Source organism: Hydrogenophaga sp. (assembly GCF_014773545.1).
Classification (GTDB): domain Bacteria; phylum Pseudomonadota; class Gammaproteobacteria; order Burkholderiales; family Burkholderiaceae_C; genus Hydrogenophaga.
In genome coordinates this window covers 37,631-58,744 of the sequence record NZ_SDDV01000007.1, presented here as the reverse complement: position 1 = coordinate 58,744, position 21,114 = coordinate 37,631, and the positions used below count along the sequence as shown (strand labels likewise).

16 protein-coding genes are annotated in these 21,114 nt (G+C 64.8%); 13 read left to right on the top strand and 3 right to left on the bottom strand.

The window, feature by feature from the left end; genetic code table 11:
• Nucleotides 1-411: 411 nt before the first annotated feature.
• A complete protein-coding gene (locus EST26_RS06945; protein WP_291066498.1) occupies nt 412-1,611 on the top strand; it encodes a PLP-dependent aminotransferase family protein in 1,200 nt (399 codons plus the stop codon).
• On the opposite strand, the gene EST26_RS06940 is transcribed toward EST26_RS06945, so the two are convergent.
• The 3 genes from EST26_RS06940 to EST26_RS06930 are packed head-to-tail and all read right to left on the bottom strand — an operon-like array spanning nt 1,608 to nt 4,989.
• Nucleotides 1,608-2,822: an NAD(P)/FAD-dependent oxidoreductase gene (locus EST26_RS06940; protein WP_291066496.1), complete on the bottom strand. Its 1,215-nt coding sequence runs from the start codon at nt 2,820-2,822 to the stop codon at nt 1,608-1,610. The two genes, EST26_RS06945 and EST26_RS06940, sit on opposite strands and share 4 nt — an antisense overlap.
• A gap of 15 nt (nt 2,823-2,837) precedes the next feature.
• Complete coding sequence (locus tag EST26_RS06935; protein WP_291066494.1) at nt 2,838-3,758, bottom strand: CoA transferase; 921 nt, start codon at nt 3,756-3,758, stop codon at nt 2,838-2,840.
• Between the two features lie 34 nt (nt 3,759-3,792).
• On the bottom strand, nt 3,793-4,989 hold the full coding sequence (locus EST26_RS06930) for an amino acid aminotransferase (protein WP_291066492.1): 1,197 nt from the start codon (nt 4,987-4,989) through the stop codon (nt 3,793-3,795).
• 253 nt (nt 4,990-5,242) lie between these two features.
• Between EST26_RS06930 and EST26_RS06925 the strand changes: the two genes are divergently transcribed.
• The 12 genes from EST26_RS06925 to EST26_RS06870 all read left to right on the top strand — a co-directional run bounded on the left by EST26_RS06925 (nt 5,243) and on the right by EST26_RS06870 (nt 21,083).
• Nucleotides 5,243-5,881, top strand: a complete 639-nt coding sequence (locus EST26_RS06925) for an XrtA/PEP-CTERM system exopolysaccharide export protein (protein ID WP_291066490.1) — start codon at nt 5,243-5,245, stop codon at nt 5,879-5,881.
• A gap of 81 nt (nt 5,882-5,962) precedes the next feature.
• On the top strand, nt 5,963-7,501 hold the full coding sequence (locus tag EST26_RS06920; RefSeq protein ID WP_291066489.1) for an XrtA system polysaccharide chain length determinant: 1,539 nt from the start codon (nt 5,963-5,965) through the stop codon (nt 7,499-7,501).
• 27 nt (nt 7,502-7,528) lie between these two features.
• Entirely contained in the window at nt 7,529-8,449 is a 921-nt protein-coding gene (locus tag EST26_RS06915) for an XrtA-associated tyrosine autokinase (protein ID WP_291066488.1), read from the top strand.
• Nucleotides 8,450-8,472: 23 nt separating this feature from the next.
• Nucleotides 8,473-10,044, top strand: a complete 1,572-nt coding sequence (locus tag EST26_RS06910) for a TIGR03016 family PEP-CTERM system-associated outer membrane protein (RefSeq protein WP_291066487.1) — start codon at nt 8,473-8,475, stop codon at nt 10,042-10,044.
• 3 nt (nt 10,045-10,047) lie between these two features.
• The gene (locus EST26_RS06905) at nt 10,048-11,175 is read left to right on the top strand and encodes an XrtA/PEP-CTERM system-associated ATPase (protein WP_291066485.1); all 1,128 of its coding nucleotides are present in this window, start codon (nt 10,048-10,050) and stop codon (nt 11,173-11,175) included.
• Nucleotides 11,168-12,028, top strand: coding sequence for an XrtA system polysaccharide deacetylase (locus EST26_RS06900; protein ID WP_291066483.1), 861 nt, complete (start codon nt 11,168-11,170; stop codon nt 12,026-12,028). The genes EST26_RS06905 and EST26_RS06900 overlap by 8 nt, the downstream gene beginning before the upstream one ends.
• A complete protein-coding gene (locus EST26_RS06895; protein WP_291066481.1) occupies nt 12,021-13,073 on the top strand; it encodes a FemAB family XrtA/PEP-CTERM system-associated protein in 1,053 nt (350 codons plus the stop codon). Before EST26_RS06900 ends, EST26_RS06895 begins: the two co-directional genes overlap by 8 nt.
• Before the next feature lie 12 nt (nt 13,074-13,085).
• The gene (locus tag EST26_RS06890) at nt 13,086-14,309 is read left to right on the top strand and encodes a TIGR03087 family PEP-CTERM/XrtA system glycosyltransferase (protein WP_291066479.1); all 1,224 of its coding nucleotides are present in this window, start codon (nt 13,086-13,088) and stop codon (nt 14,307-14,309) included.
• Nucleotides 14,302-15,903 carry an exosortase A gene (xrtA, locus tag EST26_RS06885; RefSeq protein ID WP_291066477.1) on the top strand — a complete coding sequence of 534 codons (1,602 nt, stop codon included), beginning with the start codon at nt 14,302-14,304 and terminating at the stop codon, nt 15,901-15,903. Before EST26_RS06890 ends, xrtA begins: the two co-directional genes overlap by 8 nt.
• 2 nt (nt 15,904-15,905) lie before the next feature.
• Nucleotides 15,906-17,813 carry an XrtA/PEP-CTERM system amidotransferase gene (locus EST26_RS06880; protein WP_291066476.1) on the top strand — a complete coding sequence of 636 codons (1,908 nt, stop codon included), beginning with the start codon at nt 15,906-15,908 and terminating at the stop codon, nt 17,811-17,813.
• 40 nt (nt 17,814-17,853) lie between these two features.
• Nucleotides 17,854-19,953 (top strand): NAD-dependent epimerase/dehydratase family protein, encoded by a 2,100-nt coding sequence (locus EST26_RS06875; RefSeq protein WP_291066475.1) that lies wholly within the window; start codon nt 17,854-17,856, stop codon nt 19,951-19,953.
• On the top strand, nt 19,950-21,083 hold the full coding sequence (locus tag EST26_RS06870) for a glycosyltransferase (protein ID WP_291066474.1): 1,134 nt from the start codon (nt 19,950-19,952) through the stop codon (nt 21,081-21,083). The genes EST26_RS06875 and EST26_RS06870 overlap by 4 nt, the downstream gene beginning before the upstream one ends.
• The last annotated feature ends 31 nt before the right edge of the window (nt 21,084-21,114 follow it).

The window sequence follows — 21,114 nt, the reverse complement described above, 5'->3', positions numbered from 1 at the left end:
GCTTCAGTGTAGGGCCGAACAGGCGTGGTTGGCGGCCATGCCGGTTACAGCCGCTGGCCCATCGGCATCAGTACCGCTCATTTTGCACCGTTCGCCCTGAGCTTGTCGAAGGGTCGGCCTGGGTGAACCGTTCGCCCTGAGCCTGTCGAAGGGTCGGCCACCATTGGCACCAGTACCGCTCATTTTGACCGTTCGCCCTGAGCTTGCCCTTCGACAGGCTCAGGGGGAACGGAGTACGAAGGGTTTGAATTCCGATCATCCTGAGCTTGGCCTGTCCTGAGCCTGTCGAAGGGTCGAAGGACGGGCTCAAGATGCGCGGATTTCAGCCCGAACGGGTGGATCTTTGCCTGTACAGTATCGCCATTAACAGAGGGATCCTGGCAACAAGCTCAGCCCCACAGAGACATTTCCATGCAATTTGCTTCTCGCCTCGACCACGTCGAAACATCGGCCATTCGTGAGCTCTTCAAGCTGCTGGGCAAGCCTGGCATCATCAGCTTTGCGGGCGGCTTTCCCGACAGCGCGCTGTTCGACGTCGAGGGTATTCGCGCCGCCGTCAACGCCGCGCTGACCGATGAGCCCGGCGCTGCGCTGCAATACGGCGCCACCGAGGGCTACCAGCCGCTGCGCGAGCAGCTCGTCGCCTTCATGGCCGGCAAGGGCCACAGCGATGTGCAGCCGGCCGACCTGATCGTCACCACCGGCAGCCAGCAGGCGCTGGACTTGCTGGGCAAGACGCTGATTTCCCCGGGCGACAAGGTGATCGTCGAAGCCCCGACTTTTCTGGCCACCATTCAGTGCTTTCGACTCTACGGTGCGCAGCTCATCAGTGCGCCGGTAGACGCCCAGGGCGTGCAGGTCGACGTGCTGGAGCAACTGATCGAACAACACCAGCCCAAGTTCGTCTACCTGATCCCCACCTTTGGCAACCCCAGCGGCGCCTTGCTCAGTCTGGAGCGGCGCCGGCGCGTGCTGGAGCTGGCGCTGCGGCACAAGACGCTGATCGTGGAGGACGACCCGTACGGCGATTTGTACTTTGACACCGCGCCGCCGCCGAGTCTGCTGGCCCTGAGCAGCCAGGTGCCCGGCAGCCGCGAGCGGCTGGCGTACTGCGGCTCACTCAGCAAGGTGCTCAGCCCCGGTCTGCGTGTGGGCTGGCTGATCGGGCCGGCCGAACTGCTGGCCAAGGCCACCATGTGCAAGCAGTTCAGCGACGCCCATACCAGCACCTTTGCCCAGGCCACTGCGGCGCACTACCTGCGCGCCGGTCGCTTGCCGGCCACCTTGGAGCGTATGCGCCAGGTCTACGCCGAACGCGCCGCCGCCATGACGCAGGCGCTGCGGCGCGAACTCGGCCCGGCGATCGATTTTGAGCCACCGCAGGGTGGCCTGTTCGTCTGGGCGCGTCTGAACGGGGCGCACGCGCCGGTCAAAGACGCAGCCGAATGGGCCCGCCGCGCCCTTGAACAAGGTGTGGCCTTTGTGCCCGGTGCGCCCTTTTACGCCAACCAGCCCGACCCGGCCACGCTGCGCCTGAGTTTTGCCACCGTGGGGCTGGAAAAAATTGAAGCCGGCGTGCAATGCCTGGCCGCGGCACTGGCCAGAAGTTAGCGTGTAGTTCCAGCCGCCAGCGCCAGCGCGCAGGCGTAGGCGCTGGACCAGGCCCACTGGAAGTTGTAACCGCCAAGCCACCCGCTGACGTCGACCACTTCACCGATGAAGTACAGACCGCGTTGCCTGGACTCCATGCTTTGCGACGACAGGTCGCGCGTATCGACGCCGCCGAGCGTGACTTCAGCTTTGCGGTAGCCTTCGCTGCCGCTGGGCGTGATGTCCCACTGCGTCAGGCTTTCGGTCAGCCGCGCCAGCGCTTGGTCGCTCGCTTGGCTGATCGGGCGCTGCCAGTCGGCCGATTGCAGCACCCAGGCGTCGGCCAGACGGGCGGGCAGCAGGCCAGCGAGTTCGTTGGCGATTTGTTTGCGTGAACTGGCCTTGGCGCGCGCCAGCGTCTGGCTCAGGTCTGCGCCCGGCAGCAAGTTGATGTGCAGCGGCGTGCCCGCTTGCCAGTAGCTCGATATTTGCAGCACCGCCGGGCCCGACAGGCCGCGGTGCGTGAACAACAGGTCTTCGTTGAAGCCGATGCGCGTTTTCTTCGCACCGGTTTCAATCCGCACCGGCAACGCCAGGCCAGCCAGTTGCGCAAACGCTGCGCGGTCTTCAAAGCACAGCGGCACCAGACCGGGGCGTGTGGGCACCAGGCGCAGGCCGAACTGCCGGGCCAGCCGGTGGCCCCAGTCGCTGGCGCCGATCTGCGGGATAGACAGTCCGCCGGTGGCTACCACCAGCGCAGGGCTGCGCACCGTTCCCTGTTCGGTGTCGATTTCATAGTGGGCATCGGCCGCCAGCCGAACCGCCCGCACCGCACAGGGCTGCCAGCGCTGCACGCCGCCCAGCGCACATTCGCGCAGCAGCATGGCAATCAGGTCTTCGGCCGAGCGGTCGCAGAACAACTGGCCTTTGTGTTTCTCGTGAAAGGCTATGCCGTGGCGCTGCACCAGCGCGATGAAATCAGCCGGCGTGTAGCGCGCCAGGGCCGAGCGGCAAAAATTCGGGTTTTCACTCAGGTAGTGCTTGTGCGGCGCGCGCGGGTCGAGTTCGCGGTTGCTGAAGTTGGCCCGGCCACCCCCTGAGATGCGGATTTTTTCCGCCACCTTGGCACTGTGGTCGAGCAGCAACACGCGCAAGCCGCGCTGACCCGCCACGCCGGCGCAGAACAGACCGGCGGCACCAGCGCCAACGACGACGGCGTCAAATGTTTGCATGGCCACGCCGACGGCTCAGGCGGGCAGGACGTGCAGCGGCAGGTCGTGCCGGGCCGCCAGGGCGTCAATTTGCTGCCGCGTTTTCGACGCCAAAAAAGCCGCCACTGCGGTGTGCATGTCCGCTTGCCACATGGCCTTGGCTGCTGGCGCGGGCAGACCGGCAACGGCGCACAGCGCCGCGGCAAAGTGCGGCTCCAATGCGGCCAGCGCGACGCGGCCATCCTGGCAGGGGTAGACCCGGTAGCCCGCGTGCGCGCCGCCCAGGATGTTGTGGCTCAAGGTCAGGCCCCAGCGGCGGGGCAGCGCCAGCCAGTCGGCAGCGGCCGACAGGGCGACTTGGTGAAAGCTGTTCTTGCCGCGTGTTTTTTGCCGCAACACGGCTTGCAGCACGGCTTCGCTGGCCAGCAAGGCACCGGCCATGTCGGAAAACAAGGTGGCCGGCAAGTCCAGACCAGGCACCAAGTCGGCTTGGGCCAGATAGGTCAGGTCGTGTCCCGGCTGGTTGGCGCGCGCACCGGGTGCGCCGACGATGGCGACCACCGACAGCGCCGGGTAACGCTGGCGCAGCGCTTGCGGCGCCAGTCCCAGGCGGGCCAGCGCCGCCGGGCGAAACGAGGTCAGCAGCACGTCGGTGCGGGCCAGTTCGCGCTGCAGTCTGGTTTGCCCGCGCTGGCTTTTCAGATCGACCTCGACACGCTTGATGCCCTGATGCAAGCTGGCGTAGGCGCTGGCGCTGTACTGGCTCATCGGGTCGGCGCTGCTGATCGCTGGCGCGCCTGCTGGGGCTGGGGGCTCAAACTTCAGGCAGCGCGCGCCCATGTTTTGCAGGCGCAGCAAGGCGGCCGGGCCGGGCAGGTTCAGCGCCAAACTGAGCACGCGCACACCACGCAGCGGTTTGCCGCGCGCGGATGCGCTGGGCAGGTCCGGGTCGCTCATGCGGCGTCGCAGCAGCTCGTGAGCCAGCGCGGGCTCAGAGCACGCTGGCGACCGACTGGCAGACGTAGTCGATGTTCTTGCTATTGAGTGCGGCCACGCACATGCGGCCGCTGTCGGTGCCGTAGACGCCAAATTCGCTGCGCAGACGCCGCATCTGCTCTGGCTGCAAACCCGAATAGCTGAACATGCCGATCTGCCGCGTGATGAAGCTCATGTCTTGCTGCACAGCAGCGGCTTGCAGGCCGTCGACCAGTCTTTGTCGCATGGCTTTGATGCGCATGCGCATCTCGCCCAGCTCGCGCTCCCACAGGGCACGCAGCTGCGGGTTGTTGAGCACCGCTGCCACCACCGCAGCGCCGTGAATCGGCGGGTTGGAGTAGTTGGTGCGAATCACCACCTTGAGCTGCGACAGCACCCGGTCGGCCTCTTCTTTGCTCTGACACAGCACCGACAGCGCGCCCACGCGCTCTCCGTACAGGCTAAAGCTCTTGGAAAACGAGGTCGAGACCAGAAAGCTCAGACCGGCGGCGGCAAACTTTTCAATCACCGCACCGTCTTCGGCAATGCCGTGTCCAAAGCCCTGGTAAGCCATGTCGAGAAACGCGGTCAGATCGCGCGCCTTGATCAGCGCAATCACCTGCTCCCACTGGACCGGGGTGATGTCGTAGCCGGTGGGGTTGTGGCAGCAGGCGTGCAACACCACGATGGTGCCGGCCGCTGCCGCGTTCAGACTGGCCAGCATGGCATCGAAGTTCACGCCGCGCAGATCGGCGTCGTAATAGGCGTAGCTGTCAACCTGGAAGCCGGCGTTGCCAAACAGCGCGCGGTGGTTTTCCCAGCTCGGGTCGCTGATCAGCACCTGGGCCTTGGGACTGATGCGCTGGAGGAAGTCGGCGCCAATTTTCAGTCCTCCCGTGCCGCCGATGGCCTGCACGGTGACCACCCGGCCCGCTTGTACGGCGGCGCTGCCGGCACCGAACACCAGATTCTTCACCGCGCTGTCATAGGCGGCCATGCCGTCAATCGGCAGGTAGCCGCGCGCGCTGGGCTTTTCCATCAGGGCCGCTTCGGCTGCCTGTACGCACTGCAGCAGCGGCAGCCTGCCCTGGTCGTCAAAGTAAACCCCGACGCCGAGGTTGACTTTATAGGGGTTTGCATCAGCGACAAACTGCTCGTTCAGACCCAGAATCGGGTCACGCGGGGCCAATTCGACGGCGGAGAAGACAGACATGCGGATTTCCTGAAGTTGACGTGCACTGCGGCTGATTTTAAGCGCTGCGTGGCAGCGCTCGGAGCGGTCAGAGGGCTTGCCCGGCGCTGGTTGGCGTGGCCGACTGTAAATAATACCGACATCAAAGCCAAAAAAGCCACCCGTTTGAACCCAATCGGGTAAAAGCCTTCGCGCTACCGTCACCGGAATGATGTATATTCACCACCCGAGGTTAACCTTTAATAACATTTAACCAGTTCTTGAGGCGCGCATCATGATTAGACGAACTTCTGCATTCGTTTTGGCTGTGCTCAAAGGCTTGGGCGCTGGCGTGGTGGTGCTCGGTCTGAGCGCCTGCGCCTCGCCGACAGCGGGTCTGCTCCCGGCGCCGCCGGTTGCAGCAAAAGCCGATTACAGCTACATCGTTGGGCCAGGCGACATGCTCAACATCAACGTCTGGCGCAACCCCGAGTTGTCGGCCACCGTGCCGGTGCGACCCGATGGCAAAGTGTCGACGCCGCTGGTCGATGAATTGCTGGCGCAGGGCAAAACCCCAACGCAGATCGCCCGCGACATCGAGCAGGCGCTGGGCAGGTTTGTTCGCGATCCAGTGGTAACGGTGATCGTCACCAATTTTGTCGGACCCTACAGCGAGCAAATTCGTGTGCTTGGTGAAGCCACCCGGCCTCAGGCTCTGCCGTTTCGGCAGAAAATGACCGTGCTCGACGTGATGATCGCCGTCGGCGGGCTGACCGATTTTGCCGCCGGCAACAGCGCAACCATCGTTCGCGCCGCTGAAGGCAACAAACGCTACAGCGTGCGGCTGCACGATCTGGTCAAGCGCGGCGACATTTCGGCCAACGTCGAAATGCTGCCGGGCGACGTGCTGATCATTCCGCAGGGCTGGTTTTGAGTGATCGCGTCCAGGCGGACCACTGAGATTCGGCGTCTCGGTCTTCAGTACCGTAATTCGCTCTCGCACACGGTCTAGCGTATGCATGAAATCATCAACCAGGCGCTGACGCTGCTGCGTGGCATGTGGAAGCACCGCCGGCTGGCGGTGTTGGTGGCCTGGGTCGTGGCTGCCGTCGGGGCGGTAGCCGTGTTGCAGATGCCACACCGCTACGAGGCTTCGGCCCGGGTGTACGTCGATACACAGTCGATTCTGCGTCCCTTGATGGCCGGGCTGGCGATTCAGCCCGACATCGAGCAGCAAGTCACCATGCTCAGCCGCACCTTGATAAGCCGCCCCACCGTCGAGAGGCTGGTTCGAATGGCCGATCTCGACTTGGGCGCCAACACCAAAGCCGAGCAAGATGCGCTGATCGACCAGGTCACCCGGTCGCTGTCGATCCGCTCCACTGGTCGCGACAACCTCTACACCTTGTCGTATCGGGGGGAGAGTCCTGAATCTGCCCTGCGGGTGGTGCAGTCGCTGATGTCGATTTTCGTCGAATCGGGTCTGGGCGACTCCAGAGCCGACGCCGACAGCGCGCGTCGTTTCATCGACGAGCAAATCAAGGCCTACGAAACCTTGCTCACCCAGGCCGAATTGCGGCTGAAGGATTTTCGTTTGCGCAACATCGACATGCAGACCCAGGGCGGGCTGGACATAGCGGCGCGGGCGAATGAAATTTCGACAGCGCTGAGCTCGGCCCGGCTCGAGCTGCGCGAGGCCGAGAGTGCCCGCGAGGCGGCCCGGCGCCAACTGGAGCAAGCCCGTGCGGCCCAGCGCCAGTTGCCCGCGCTCTCGGGCGCTGCCACCCCTGAGCTCGACGCGCGCATCGACGCCCTCAGGCGCAGCCTGGACGCGCTGCTGCAACGCTACACCGAACAGCACCCGGATGTGGCCAACACCCGCCGCCTGGTGCGTGAATTGGAGGAGCAAAAGCAGCGCGAGGTGGCCGAATTGCAGCGTATCGCACAGGCCAACCCGGGCCAACCGGTTCTTGAGGCCAATCCGGCGCTGGTCGAACTCACGCGCGTGCTGGCTGCTGCCGAGGTGCAGGTGGCTGGTTTGCGTGCCCGGGTCGCCGAGCACGAGTCACGCGCCAGCCGGGTTCGTGAGCAACTGCAATTCGCTCCACGCATAGAAGCGGAGCTGGCGCAACTCAACCGCGACTATGACATACACAAAAAGAATTACGAAGAGCTGGTCAGCCGCCGTGAGTCGATCGCCATCGGCGGCGCCCTCAGCGGTGCGGCCAGTCTGGCTGACTTTCGCGTCATAGACCCGCCGCGCGCCAATCCCGCGCCGGTGGCGCCCAACCGCTTGCTGCTGCTGCCGCTGGCCTTGTTGGGCGCTTTGGCGGCCGGGCTGAGCGTGAGTTTTCTGATGAGCCAGTTTCGGCCGGTATTTTTTGACGCCAACAGCCTGCGCGCCTCGACCCAGTTGCCGCTGCTCGGCGTGGTCACACAGATTCAGAACGAGCGTTCGCGCCGGGCCGAGCGGCGCAGCCTGCTGCGTTTCCTGGCTTCTGTGCTGGCGCTGGTGCTGCTGTTTGCGCTCGGCATGGCCTTGCTGGCGCTTTGATATGGCACTGCCAGATAGGAGCGTCGGATGTCAAGTTTGATCGAGAAGGCCGCGCAGCGGCTGGAGCAATTGCGTCAGGCCGGGGTCGATGTCGGCGCCGCTGCCCTGCCGGGCAAAAGCCCGCCTGAGCCGACGCCGGACGCTCGTACCCCGTGCGTCCCGCCGTCCCGTGTCGTCACGCTGGATTTGGCCGCTTTGCTGGCGCAGGGTTTTGTCACCCCCAACGCCCCGCGTTCGGCAATTGCGGATCAGTTTCGCATCATCAAACGCCCGTTGCTCGACAACGCCATGAACAAGGGCGCGGCCGTGGTGCAGCATGGCAATCTGATCATGATCACCAGCGCCATGCCGGCTGAGGGCAAGAGTTTCAGCGCCGTCAACCTGGCGATGAGCATTGCCATGGAGCTCGACCACACGGTGTTGCTGGTCGATGCCGACGTGGCCCGTCCCTCGCTGTCGAAATCCCTGGGCTTGCCGAGCGGACCGGGTTTGCTGGACCTGCTGTTCGATAGCTCGCTCGACGTAGCGCAGGCGCTGTTGCGCACCAACGTTGACAAGCTCAGCGTGCTGCCAAGCGGCACACCACACCCGCGCGCGACCGAGTTGTTGGCCAGCGACGCCATGCGTGCGCTGGTGCAGGAGATAGGACGACGCTACGCCGACCGCATCGTCGTTTTCGACTCGCCGCCCCTGCTGCTGACCACCGAGGCGCGCGCGCTGGCTGCGCACATGGGGCAGATCGTGCTGGTGGTTCAGGCCGAGAAAACGCTGCAATCCCAAGTCCAGCATGCACTAAGCACCATCGAAGCCTGTCCCGTCAAGCTGCTGCTGCTCAACCAGGCGCGTACCGCAGGAGCGCAGGATGCTTACGGTTACGGTTACGGTTACGGTTACGGTCAGGAGTCCAAGCCAGCGGCCACTGCGGCCTCGGCTGCCGTGGCCCTATGACACAACACCCAGGATCGGAACCCATGACCCACAAACCCACACAACCCGGGTTGAACCTGCCTTTGCGCACCATGGCCCTGAGCAGTGTGGCCGCGCTGTGCCTGCCGCTGCTGGCACTGGCGCAGACCTCGGCGCTGCCGGATCCGGATCAGGCAGCGCCCGCGCGCCCCGACGCCTGGATCGAGCCGCGGGTGGCGATCGGTCTGACGCTTTCAAACAACAGCAACCTCTCTCGCCTCAACCCACAAAGCGAACAAGCGCTCGACGTCCGTCCCGGGCTGCGCGTGCTCATGAATCGCCCGCGCCTACAGGGCTTTTTGGATTATTCGCTCAGCCATCGACACCACGTGCAAGGCACTGCAGGCGATGGGCTGCGACACGAGCTCAACGCCAGCGCCACGCTACAGGCCTGGGATCAGCGCGCCTTCGTCGATCTCTCGGGCGTGGTGGCCGATCAGTCGGTCTCGGCGCTGGGCCTGCAATCGGTCGGGCGCCTGACCGATGCCAATCGATCCCAGACCGCCAGCTTCGGGTTTTCGCCTTACTTCAGGGGTCAGATCGCTGCCCTGGCTGATTACGAGCTGCGCTACCGCCTGCGATCGACCCGCACCGAGACGGCCCAGCGCTCGGATGTCGACGTACAGGAGCTGGCGCTGCGCTTGGACAGCCGCCAAACCGGCTCGCCGCTGGGCTGGTCACTCGATGCGTCGCTGCAAGAGGTGGAGCACTCGCTGGGTCGGCGCACCGAGGCCGACGCCGTGCGTGCGAATTTGATTTATTCTGTTTCGCCTCAGCTCAGACTCAGCCTGCAAGCCGGCGTCGAGTCCAACGACGTGCTCACGCTGACGCGCCAGTCGTACCAAAACACCGGTCTGGGCCTGGATTGGCGGCCGTCGACGCGCACCCGGGTCGCGCTGGATTTGCAGCAGCGCTATTTCGGCAGCGCGCACAGCCTCTTGCTCGAACACCGCAGTCGGCGCACCGTCTGGCGCTTCTCCGATACGCGTTCTGCGGTCAACAGCCCGCTGGAGGCGACAACGGCCTCGCTCGGCAGCTTGTACGATTTACTGGATCGGCTCTACGTCGGGGTCGAGCCAGACCCAATCCGGCGCGCCCAGCGCGTTCAATCCGAACTGAACCGGCTCGGTCTGCCGGCAAACCTGTCGGTGCATCAGAGCTTTCTCAGTTCGTCGGCCATGTTGCAGCGCAACCAGCAGCTCTCGGTGGCGTGGCTGGGCGTGCGCGGCATTGTCACGCTGACAGCGGCGCAGGGTCGCAGCAGTCGCCTGAGTCCGGCCATCCGTCTGGGTGACGATTTCGACCGCCACAGCAGCATCCGCCAGCGGTCCTGGAGCGCCTCCTATGCGCACCGCCTGACCCCGCTGACCTCGATCAGCACCACACTGGAAAGCCAACGGGCACAGGGGTCAAATCTCGCGCTACAGTCGCGCAGCCGCTCGCTGACACTGGGCCTGGCAAGCCAGCTTGGGCTGCGCACCAGCGCCCATTTGCAACTGCGTCGCACCCTGAGCGATGGCGCTGCAGCTTCGGCGCAGGAAACCGCCGTCGCGGGACTGCTCACGCACCGGTTCTAAGCCATGTACGAAGCCTTTTACGGCTTGAGCGGCAAGCCCTTTCAGCTCAACCCTGATCCCCGTTTTTATTACAGCAGCAAGCCGCACCGGCGGGCGCGTTCGTACCTGGTCTACGGCGTCATGCGCGGCGAGGGCTTCATTGTCATCACCGGCGAGGTCGGCGCGGGCAAAACCACCGTCGTGCGCGATTTGCTGGAGAGCCTGGAAGACGGCACCGTAGTCGCTGCCCACCTGGTCAGCACACAACTCGGCGCCGAAGATGCGCTACGGCTGGTCTGCGGCGCTTTCGGTGTGTCGGTGCGCGGCCACAGCAAGGCCGACCTGCTGATGGCGCTGGAGGCGTTCTTCATCACCCAAACCACCCAGGGCAAGCGCTGTCTGCTGATCGTCGACGAAGCGCAGAATCTGCAGCCGCAGGCGGTGGAAGAGTTGCGCATGCTGTCGAATTTTCAGTTCGGCGAGCAGGCGCTGCTGCAGACTTTTCTGATCGGACAGCCCGAATTCCGGGACATTTTGCAAGGCCCGGGCATGCTGCAGTTGCGCCAGCGCGTCACCGCCCGCTGCCACCTAGGACCCTTGGACGCCGAGGACACCCGCGCCTATATCGAGCATCGGCTCAAGTGTGCCGGAGCGCTCGGCAGTCCCCGTTTCGAAGCGGCGGTGTTTGCCGACATTCACCTGCATTCGGGCGGTATTCCTCGGCGCATCAACAGCATATGCGACCGTCTACTGCTGCAGGGTTATCTGAGCGAGAACCCGTATATCGACAGCGCCGCCTTGCACGAGGTGCTGGGCGAGATTCAAGCCGAAAACGACACCCCGACCACGACGCAGCCGAGCCGCAGGCAAGCCTGGAGCCCACCCGCCCACGCGTCTGCGGTGGTCGACTGGAGTGCTGAAGAGTTCGATCTGGCCAACCTCAACCTGGACGCCGGCTTGGCCGACAGCCTGAACGAACAACTCGGTCGCGTCTCGGCCGAGCAGCTCAGTGCACGCCTGTTGCGCATCGAACGCAGCGTGCTGCGCCAAGAACGCATCAGCCTGGAGATTCTGACGGTCTTGAAAAAAATCACCCAAGCGGGCCGCAAAGCGCCGACGCCCGATGCAGCAAGAGCCAATCACCATGACTGAGCGTGCGTCCATTACCAACGCCTTGACGATTGACGTCGAAGATTACTTTCAGGTATCGGCGTTTGCGCCCCACATTGATCGCGCCGACTGGGAGCGCTGCGAATGCCGGGTTGAACGCAACGTCAACCGCCTGCTCGACCTGCTGGCGCAGCGGAGCACCCAAGCCACTTTTTTCACCCTGGGCTGGGTCGCCGAACGCTACCCGGCACTGGTGCGGCGCATCGTCGCCGACGGGCACGAGCTCGCCAGCCACGGCTACGGTCATCAGCGCGCCAGCGACCTGAGCGAAGCGGCGTTTTACCAAGACGTTTATTCGGCCAAAGCAATTTTGGAAGACCTCTGCGGGGTGGCGGTGCTGGGCTATCGTGCGCCCAGTTTTTCCATCGGTGCGGGCAATTTGTGGGCGCTCGATGCCTTGTTGCGCGCCGGCTACCGCTACAGCTCGAGCATTTACCCGGTGCGGCACGACCACTACGGCATGCCCGAGGCGCCGCGTTTTGCCCACCCGGTGCGCGCCGGACTGCTGGAGATTCCGCCCAGCACCTTGCGCGTGTTCCAGCGCAACCTGCCGTCCAGCGGCGGCGGCTATTTTCGGCTCTTGCCCTACGCGCTATCGCGCTGGATGCTGCGCCAAATCAATCTGCGCGACGCGCAGCCCGTCATTTTTTACTGCCATCCGTGGGAGATCGACCCCGATCAACCGCGCGTGCCCGGCGTCGGTCTGAAAACGCGCTTTCGCCACTACGTCAACATCGGCCGCACCGAGCAGCGCCTGCAGCGGCTGCTGCAGGACTTTCGCTGGGGTCGCATGGATCACATTTTCTTTCCAACGGCTGGAGCGCCCTGTGTCTGATGCGACCGCGCTGCGGGTACACCGCCTCAGCGGCAGCGACAGCGCCGAGCAAGCGCGCTGGGACGCTTTCGTCCTGGCTTGCCCACAGGCGACCTTTTTTCACCGCGCGGGCTGGCAGTCCATCATCCGCCAGCAGTTGCGCCACGACACCTATTTCCTCTACGCCCAGGCACACGGCCAAATCCAGGGCGTGTTGCCGCTCGGGCACGTCAAGAGCTGGCTGTTTGGCAACGCCCTGACCGCCTTGCCGTTCACCGTCTACGGCGGCGTGGCGGCCAGCACCGAGGCGGCGGCGGCAGTCCTGGAGCAAGAAGCACAGCAACTGGCGCGTCAACTCGGCGTCGATCACCTCGAATTGCGCCACCTGCAGCGGCGCCACCCCGACTGGCCGGCACAAGACCTGTACGTCACCTTCCGCAAGGAAATCCTGCCAACCGAAGAAGACAACCTGCTGGCGATTCCGCGCAAGCAGCGCGCCATGGTGCGCAAAGGCATCAAAAATGGCTTGACGGCGCATCTCGATCCCGATGCGAAGCGTTTTTTCAAGCTGTTTTCCCACAACGTGCACCGCCACGGCACACCGGCCTTGTCGCAGCGCTACTTTCAGGCCTTGCTCGACACCTTTGGCAGCGACTGCGAGGTGCTGACGGTTTGCGCGCCCGATGGCCGCCCACTCAGCAGCGTGTTGAGCTTTTACTTCCGCGACCAGGTGCTGGCCTACTACGCCGGCGACGACGAGACCGCACGCGATCTGGCCGCCAACGACTTCAAGTACTGGGATTTGATGCGCCGCGCCTGCGCGCGCGGACTCAAAGTGTTCGACTACGGCCGCAGCAAGGTCGGCACCGGCACCTACGCCTTCAAGAAAAACTGGGGCTTCGAGCCGACGCCGCTGCACTACGAGTTCTGCCTCTACAAGCGCGAAGCCATTCCGCAACACAACCCGGCCAACGCCAACTACCAGTTGCTGATTTCCGCTTGGCGCCGCCTGCCGCTGGGGGTGGCCAACTGGCTGGGGCCGCACATCGTGCGCCATCTGGGCTAAGCGGCTTGCGCCATGGCCAATATTCTTTATCTGGTGCACCGACTGCCTTATCCGCCCAACAAAGGCGACAAGGTGCGCTCGTACCACTTGCTGCGCCACTTGCTGCAGCAGCACCGGGTGTTTCTGGGCACTTTCATTGACGACCCGCAGGACGAGCAACACCTGCCGGCGCTCAAAGCCTTGTGCCCCGATGTACACGTCGAGCGCTTGCACCCGCGCAGCGCCAAACTCAAGAGCCTGAGCGGTCTGCTGCAGTCGCAGCCGCTCACGCTGGCCTACTACGGCAGCGCGGCCCTGCAGCGCTGGGTACGGCAAACGGCAGCCGCCCATGACCTGCAGGCCAGCGTGGTGTTTTCCTCCTCGATGGCGCAGTACGCGCTGCCCCTGCTGCCCCAGGTGCCGATGCTGGTTGATTTCGTCGATGTCGATTCGGCCAAATGGAGCCAGTACGCGTTCGCGCACCGCTGGCCGCTGTCGTGGCTGTACCGGCGCGAAGGCGCGCGGCTGCTGGCGTATGAACGCTTGCTGGCGGCGCGGGCGCGGTGTTCTTTTTTCGTCACCGCGCAGGAGACGGCGCTGTTTCTGTCGCACGCGCCAGAGGCGCGCGGCGGCGTGCAATCCCTCGGCAACGGGGTCGACGCGGATTTTTTCGACCCCGAGGTGCGCCACCCGAACCCGTTTGCCGCCGACGAGCAGGCCGTGGTCTTTACCGGCGCAATGGATTACTGGCCCAACGTCGACGCCGTGCAGTGGTTTGTGGCCGATATGTTGCCGCTGCTGCTGGCGCGCTGGCCGCAACTGCGCTTTTACGTCGTCGGCCGTGCACCCACGCCAGCGGTGCGTGCACTGGCTTCGCCGCGGGTGGTGGTCACCGGCACCGTGCCCGACGTGCGCCCCTATCTGCAGCATGCTGGCGCCGTGGTAGCACCGCTGCGGGTGGCGCGTGGTCTGCAAAACAAGATTCTGGAAGCCATGGCGATGGCGCAGCCGGTGGTGACGGTGCGCGCCTGCGCCGATGCGATCGGCGCCGGCGCCGCACAAGGCCTGCTGCGCGCCGATACGGCGCACGAATTCGTCCAGGCGCTGCACACGCTGTTGCAGTGCGGCAGGCAAGCGGCGGCGCACGGACGCCAAGCGCGCGGCTTCGTGCTGCAAGGCTTTAGCTGGCAAGCCCACCTCGGCGGCCTGGACAAATTTCTCACTTTTGCCAGCAGGCAGGGAGCTGAACATGGTTAAGACAGGCACGTCTGCAGCGCTTGACATCCCGGCCCCTTGGCGTGTGCCGCTGGCGGCGCTGGGTCTGCTGCTGCTGTCGATTCTGGGCCTGTACTGGCACACCGTCTGGATCATGGCGTCGATCTGGGCGCAGTCGGACACCTATAGCCACGGCTTCGCGGTGCCGCTGATCTCGCTCTGGCTGATCTGGCGCGTGCGCCACGCACTGGCGCCGCTGCGCCCGCAGCCGGCCGGGCTGGCTGGGCTGCTGATGCTGGGCGCGGCCGGCCTGTGGCTGGCCGGCGATCTGGGCGGCGTCAACGTCGTCAGCCAACTCGCGCTGGTCATGCTGCTGGTGCTGGCGGTGCCCGCTGTGCTCGGCTGGCACGTGGCCCGGGTAATGACTTTTGCGCTTGCTTTCCTGTTTTTTGCCGTTCCGATGGGCGATTTCATGCTGCCGCAGTTGATGGACTGGACGGCCGATTTCACCGTCTTGGCGCTGCGCTGGAGCGGCATTCCAGTCTACCGCGAGGGCTTGCAGTTCGTCATTCCCTCGGGTTCGTGGTCGGTCATAGAGGCCTGCAGCGGCATTCGCTACCTGATCGCATCCGTCACCGTCGGCTGCCTGTTTGCCTACCTGAGCTACCGCAGTTTGCGCAAACGCCTGATTTTCGTCGGCGTGGCGATCCTGGTGCCGCTGGTGGCCAATTGGCTGCGCGCCTACATGATTGTCCTGCTCGGTCATCTCTCGGGCAACGAACTGGCCACCGGTGTCGACCACATCCTGTACGGCTGGGTGTTCTTCGGCGTCGTGATCCTGCTCATGCTGCTCATCGGTGCGCGCTGGATCGATCCGCCACTGCCCGCGCCGACGGTGACCGCCGACGCCAGCCCTGACGCCAGCCCCACCCCGAACCAGCGGCGCTGGACGGCGCAGGCAGCGCTGTTTGTTCTGTTCATCGTGACCACGCCGCATCTGCTCGAGCGCGCGCTGGCGCTGAGCGTGCGCAGCACTCCGGTACAACTGGCCGTGCTCGCGCCGCAAGCGCCGTGGCAGCGCGCCGAAGCCGCTCCGAGCGACTGGCTACCGGCTTTCAGCCACGTGGTCGCCAGCGCCCACACCGGCTACGTCAACCCGCAGGGACAGGCGGTTGGCGTACACCTGAGCTACTACCGCCAGCAAGATAAGCGGCGCAAGCTGGTCAGCTCGGAAAACGCGCTGGTGCTGAGCACCGACCCGAACTGGTCAGGGGTGACAGCGGCCAGCGCCACAACCGCACTGGCCGGTCAACCCCTGCAGGTGAGCACGCTCAGCCTGCGCCAGCTCGGCAGCACACTCTCCAGCCGATCGGCCAAGCGCTTGCAAGTCTGGAAGTTTTATTGGGTCGACGACCGCTTCACCTCCAGCGGCGTGCGCGCCAAGATTTACACCGCCCTCGGCCTGCTGCTGGGGCGAGGCGACGACGGCGCCATCGTCGTGCTCTACACCACACTCGATCCCCGTCTGCCCGAGGCCGACGGGCGCGCCGCCGCCAACGCCGTGCTGCACCAGTTTTTGCAAGCGCAGGGTGCCGGCCTGCAGGCGGCGCTGCGGCAAACCCGAGCGGCCGACTGAATATGTGCGGCATCTCTGGTTTGTTCGACCCGCAAGGCCAGCGCTCTTTTGACCGCGCGCTGGCGGCGCGCATCAACAACATACAGTCGCACCGCGGCCCGGACGAAGACGGCTTGCACCTGGAGCCCGGCTTGGCGCTGGGCCACCGACGGCTGTCGGTGATCGATCTGGCCACTGGTCAGCAACCGCTATTCACCCCGGACGGCAGCGTGGGCGTCGTCTTCAACGGTGAAATCTACAACTTCATGCAACTGATGCCTGAGTTGCGGGCGCTGGGCCACCACTTCAAAACCCGCAGCGACACCGAAGTCATCGTTCACGCCTGGCGCGCCTGGGGACCTGCCTGCGTGCAGCGGTTGCGCGGCATGTTTGCCTTTGCGCTGTGGGACCGCCAGCAGCAAACCCTGTTTCTGGCGCGCGACCGGCTGGGCGTCAAACCGCTGCACTACGCCTGGCTGCCCGACGGCAGTTTCATTTTTGGCTCCGAACTCAAGGTGCTGACGGCTCACCCCGGTTTTGCGCGCAGCATAGATCCGTTGGCGGTGGAGGATTACTTCAGCTTTGGCTACGTGCCCGACCCGCGCTGCATCTACCGGCAGGCGCACAAGCTGCCGGCCGGCCACACACTGAGTCTGCGCCGTGGTCAGGCGGAAATGCCCGCGTCACAGCCGTACTGGGATTTGCGGTTCAGCAACCACAACCCGATCAGCCTGCCGGATGCCCAGACCGAGCTGCGCGAGCGGCTGCGCGAAGCGGTGCAACTGCGGCTGGTGGCCGAGGTGCCGCTGGGTGCTTTTCTCTCCGGCGGCGTCGATTCAAGCGCGGTGGTGGCCACCATGGCCGGCTTGTCGGATGCGCCGGTGCACACCTGTTCGATCGGGTTTGACGACCCGCGCTTCAACGAATTGGCCTTTGCCCAGCAGGTGGCCACGCGCTATCAGACCGATCACCGGATCGAAGTCGTCAAGAGCGACGATTTCGACCTGATCGACACCCTGGCTTGGCTGTACGACGAGCCCTATGCCGACAGTTCGGCCATTCCCACCTACCGCGTCTGCCAGATGGCGCGCAAGCACGTCACGGTGGCACTCTCCGGCGACGGCGGCGACGAAGGCCTGGGCGGCTACAGGCGCTACCGGCTCCATCTGGCCGAAGAGAGCCTGCGCAGCCGGCTGCCACCGGAACTGCGCCAGCCGCTGTTTGGCCTGCTCGGGCGGCTCTACCCCAAGGCCGACTGGGCGCCGCGTCCGCTGCGTGCCAAGACCACGTTTGAGGCGCTGGCAATGGACGCGGTGCAGGCCTACCATCACAGCGTCTCGCACTTGCGCAGCGAACAGCGCCAGCGTTTGTTTTCGACCGCCTTTGTGCGCGGCCTCAACGGCTACCGCGCGTTGGACGTGTTTCGCCAGCACGCCAGCCAGGCACAGACCGAGGACCCACTGGCGCTGATTCAGTACCTGGACTACAAGACCTGGCTGGTGGGCGACATCAACACCAAGGTCGATCGCGCCAGCATGGCGCACGCGCTCGAAGTGCGCGAACCCTTGCTCGATCACCCACTGGTTGAATGGCTGGCTGGCTTGCCGAGCCGTCTGAAGATTCACAACGGACAGGGCAAGTACCTGTTCAAGAAAGCGCTCGAGCCGCTGTTGCCGCACGAGGTGCTGTACCGACCGAAGATGGGCTTTTCGGTGCCGCTGGCGAGCTGGCTGCGCGGCCCGCTGCGCCAGCGCCTGTGTGATTCGGTGTTGAGTGCGCGCATGCTGGACTCGGGTTATTTCAACGCCGCCACCGTGCAAACGCTGGTGCGCCAGCATCTGGGCGGCCGCAGCGATCACTCGACCGCGCTCTGGATGCTCATCATGTTCGACGCTTTTTTGCGTCAGAGCGAAAAATACACGCCCGCCTGACGGGTCTTGAGTCCCATTTTCATTTGAACCGGGGAGTTTTGTGAGCAACAAGAAAGTCCTGCTGGTGGGTGCCGGCAACATTGCCGCAACCCATGCAGCTGTCCTGCGCGAGCTGCCAGGGGTCGATTTGTATGGTGTCTTTGACCTCAACACCGCTGCGGCGCGCAGTCTGGCACAAGCGTTCGGCGCCCCGCATGTGTTCGAGACGATCGACCAGGCCGTGCACTGCGCGGCCGACGCAGTACACGTGCTGACGCCGCCCGATCTGCACCTGAGCACCGCCATGCCGTTCATCGCCGCCGGCAAAGCTGTATTGCTGGAAAAACCGCTAGCGCTCAGCAGCGCCGAATGCGATCAGATGCGTGCCGCCGCCCGTCAGTCGGGTGCTGTGGTGGGGGTGAACCAGAACCTGGTGTTCAACCCGGCCTATCTGAAGCTGAAGCAGGCCATCGCATCTGGGCGTCTGGGTCAGCCGCGTTACATCAACTACATCTACGAAGTGCCCTTGCGGCAACTGGCGGCGCGGCAGTTTTCTCACTGGATGTTTCATCAGCCGATCAATATCTTGCTCGAACAGGCGGTGCACCCGCTGGCGCAACTGGTCGACTTGGCCGGGCGCGTGATCGAGCTGAGCGTACAGGCCCAAGCCCCGGTTGAAATCGCTCCCGGTGTGGGATTGCACAACGCCTGCCAGGTTTCCATGCTGTGCGAGCGCATGCCAGCGCAGCTGCGCTTTCATGTCGGTGCCCAGTTCAGCGTCTGCCGCATGAGCGTGGTGTGCGACGACGGCGTGGCGGTGGCCGACATATTCTCCAACCAGTTTCACACCCTGCAGCGCAGCGCCTATATGGAGCCGGTCGACGCCTGGCTCTCAGCGCGCGCCAGTGGCAAGCAAATCATTCAGCAGGGCTTTTCCAGCTTGCGCGACTACACGCTGGCGATGCTCAAACTCAAGCCCCGTTCAGACGCTTTTTATCTGGGCATGAAGGGCAGCCTGCAAGCCTTCTACCGCGCGCTGCAAGCCGGCACAAAACCCGTGCTCGACCTCGAATTCGGCGCGCATCTGGTGCACGTTTGCGAGCAAATGGCCAGTGGCTTCAAACCGCTGGCGGCCAGCAGCAAGATCGAATCCGCCGCCGCAACGCCAACCGGGCCGTGGGTTGCGGTGCTGGGCGGAACCGGCTTCATCGGCTCTTATACCGTGGCCGCCTTGCTCGATCGGGGTTACCGGGTGCGCGTCATGGCGCGCGGCAACACCAACTTGCAAGCGGTGTTCCACCGCCCTGGCGTCGAACTGCTGCGCGGTGACGTCAAGCGAGCTGCCGACCTTGAGCGCGCCATCGCCGGAACACGCTACGTCATCAATCTAGCTCACGGCGGCGGTGGGGCCGACTTCGCAGCCATACGTGCGGCCATGGTCGACTCGGCCCTTGCCGTGGCCCAGGTCTGTCAGGCCGCCGGGGTCGACCGGCTGGTGCATGTGGGTTCGATCGCCGGTCTGTACCTGGGCGATGCGCGCGAAGAAGTGACCGGCTCGACGCCGACCGACCGCCAGCCCACCACCCGCAACGACTACGCGCACGCCAAAGCGCTGGCCGACGATGCGGTGTTGAAATTTCACCAAGACAGCGGTTTGCCGGTGGTGTTGCTGCGCCCCGGACTGGTCACCGGCGCGGGCACGTCGGCCTTTCATGGCGGTCTTGGCTTTTTTAACAACGATCAGTACTGCATCGGCTGGAACCAGGGGAACAACCCGCTGCCCTGGGTGCTGGTGGAAGACTGCGCCACGGCGATTTGCTCGGCCCTGACGGCGCCGGCGGCGGTTGGCAAGGCTTACAACCTGGTGGGCGATGTGCGCCCCAGCGCACGCGAGTACCTGGCCGCTGTTGCCAGCGTCACACAGCGGCCGCTCAAGTTTGTGCCCTCCTCACCCACCGGCTTGTGGCTGGTGGAAATGGGCAAGTGGTTGATCAAGCGGCTGAGTGGCAGAAAAGTGGCGCGGCCGTACCGGCGCGACCTGCTTTCGCGCGGCCTGCCGGCCTCGTTCAACACCGCCGATGTCAAGCAAGACCTGAACTGGCAGCCGCAAGCGGATCCGGCGGCGTTTCACCGGCGTGGCATTGCCGTGCATGGGCAATGAGTGCCAGCACCCACCAGGCAGCACCGGCGCGCGTGCTGCTGCACGCCTTCTCGACCTTCAAGCTGGGCGGGCCGCAGGCACGCTTCGTCGAATTGGCCCATGCGCTCGGCTCGTCCTACCGCCATCTGGTGCTGGCGATGGACAATTGCTTTGACGCCGGCGAGCGCCTGGGCGCAAGCGTCGATTGGCAACCGCTGCGGCTGCATGTGACCAAGGGCGGTGCGCTGGACAATCAGCAACAGTTTCGTGCCGTGCTCAAATCGGTTCGACCCGATTTGCTGCTGTCGTACAACTGGGGCGCGATCGAGTGGGCGGCGGCGAATTTTCCCAAGCTCTTGCCGCAGGTACACGTCGAAGACGGTTTTGGTCCGGACGAGGCCGGGCGGCAACTGCCGCGCCGGGTCTTGACGCGCCACATTCTGCTTGGTTTCAATCGGGTGCCGGTGGTGGTGGCATCGCGCCATCTGGAGCGCATCGCCTGCCAGCACTGGAGGCTGCGCGCCGACCAGGTGCATTTTTTGGCCAACGGCGTTGCGCTTGCGCCGTCTGAGCGCGAGACCACCCGCCCGGCTGGCGCCGAGACTGTGGTTTGCATTGGCACCGTAGCGGGTTTGCGGCCGGAGAAAAATCTGGCGCGTCTGCTGCGTGCCTTTGCCCAGTTGCGCGCGCACCAGGCGGCGCGTCTGATCGTGGTCGGCGGCGGGCCTTTGCTGGGCGAATTGCAGGCCTTGGCGCAGGAGCTGGGTGTGGCGGCCGAGGTTGAATTCACCGGGTATTTGCCGGACCCAGCGCAAAGGCTGGCCGAATTTGACCTGTTTGCGCTCTCGTCCGACACCGAGCAGCTGCCGCTGGCCTTGCTCGAGGCGATGGCGATCGGACTGCCGGTGGTGGCTACGCGAGTGGGCGATGTGGGGTCGATGCTGGCCGATGTTTCACCCGAGAACGTGGCCGCGCCGGACGACGAAAGTTTTGCCCGCACCTTGATCGCCGCGGTGCAACAGCGGGCCCGCTGGCCCTATTGGTCGCACGCTGGCAGGGAGAAAGTACGCCGTTCGTATTCGCGCGCCCAGATGCTGACCGAGTGGAAAGCCGTCTTTGACGGCCATCTGGGTCGAGGCGCGCATGACTGATTCACACCCAGCAGCACCCACGCAGCGCGCG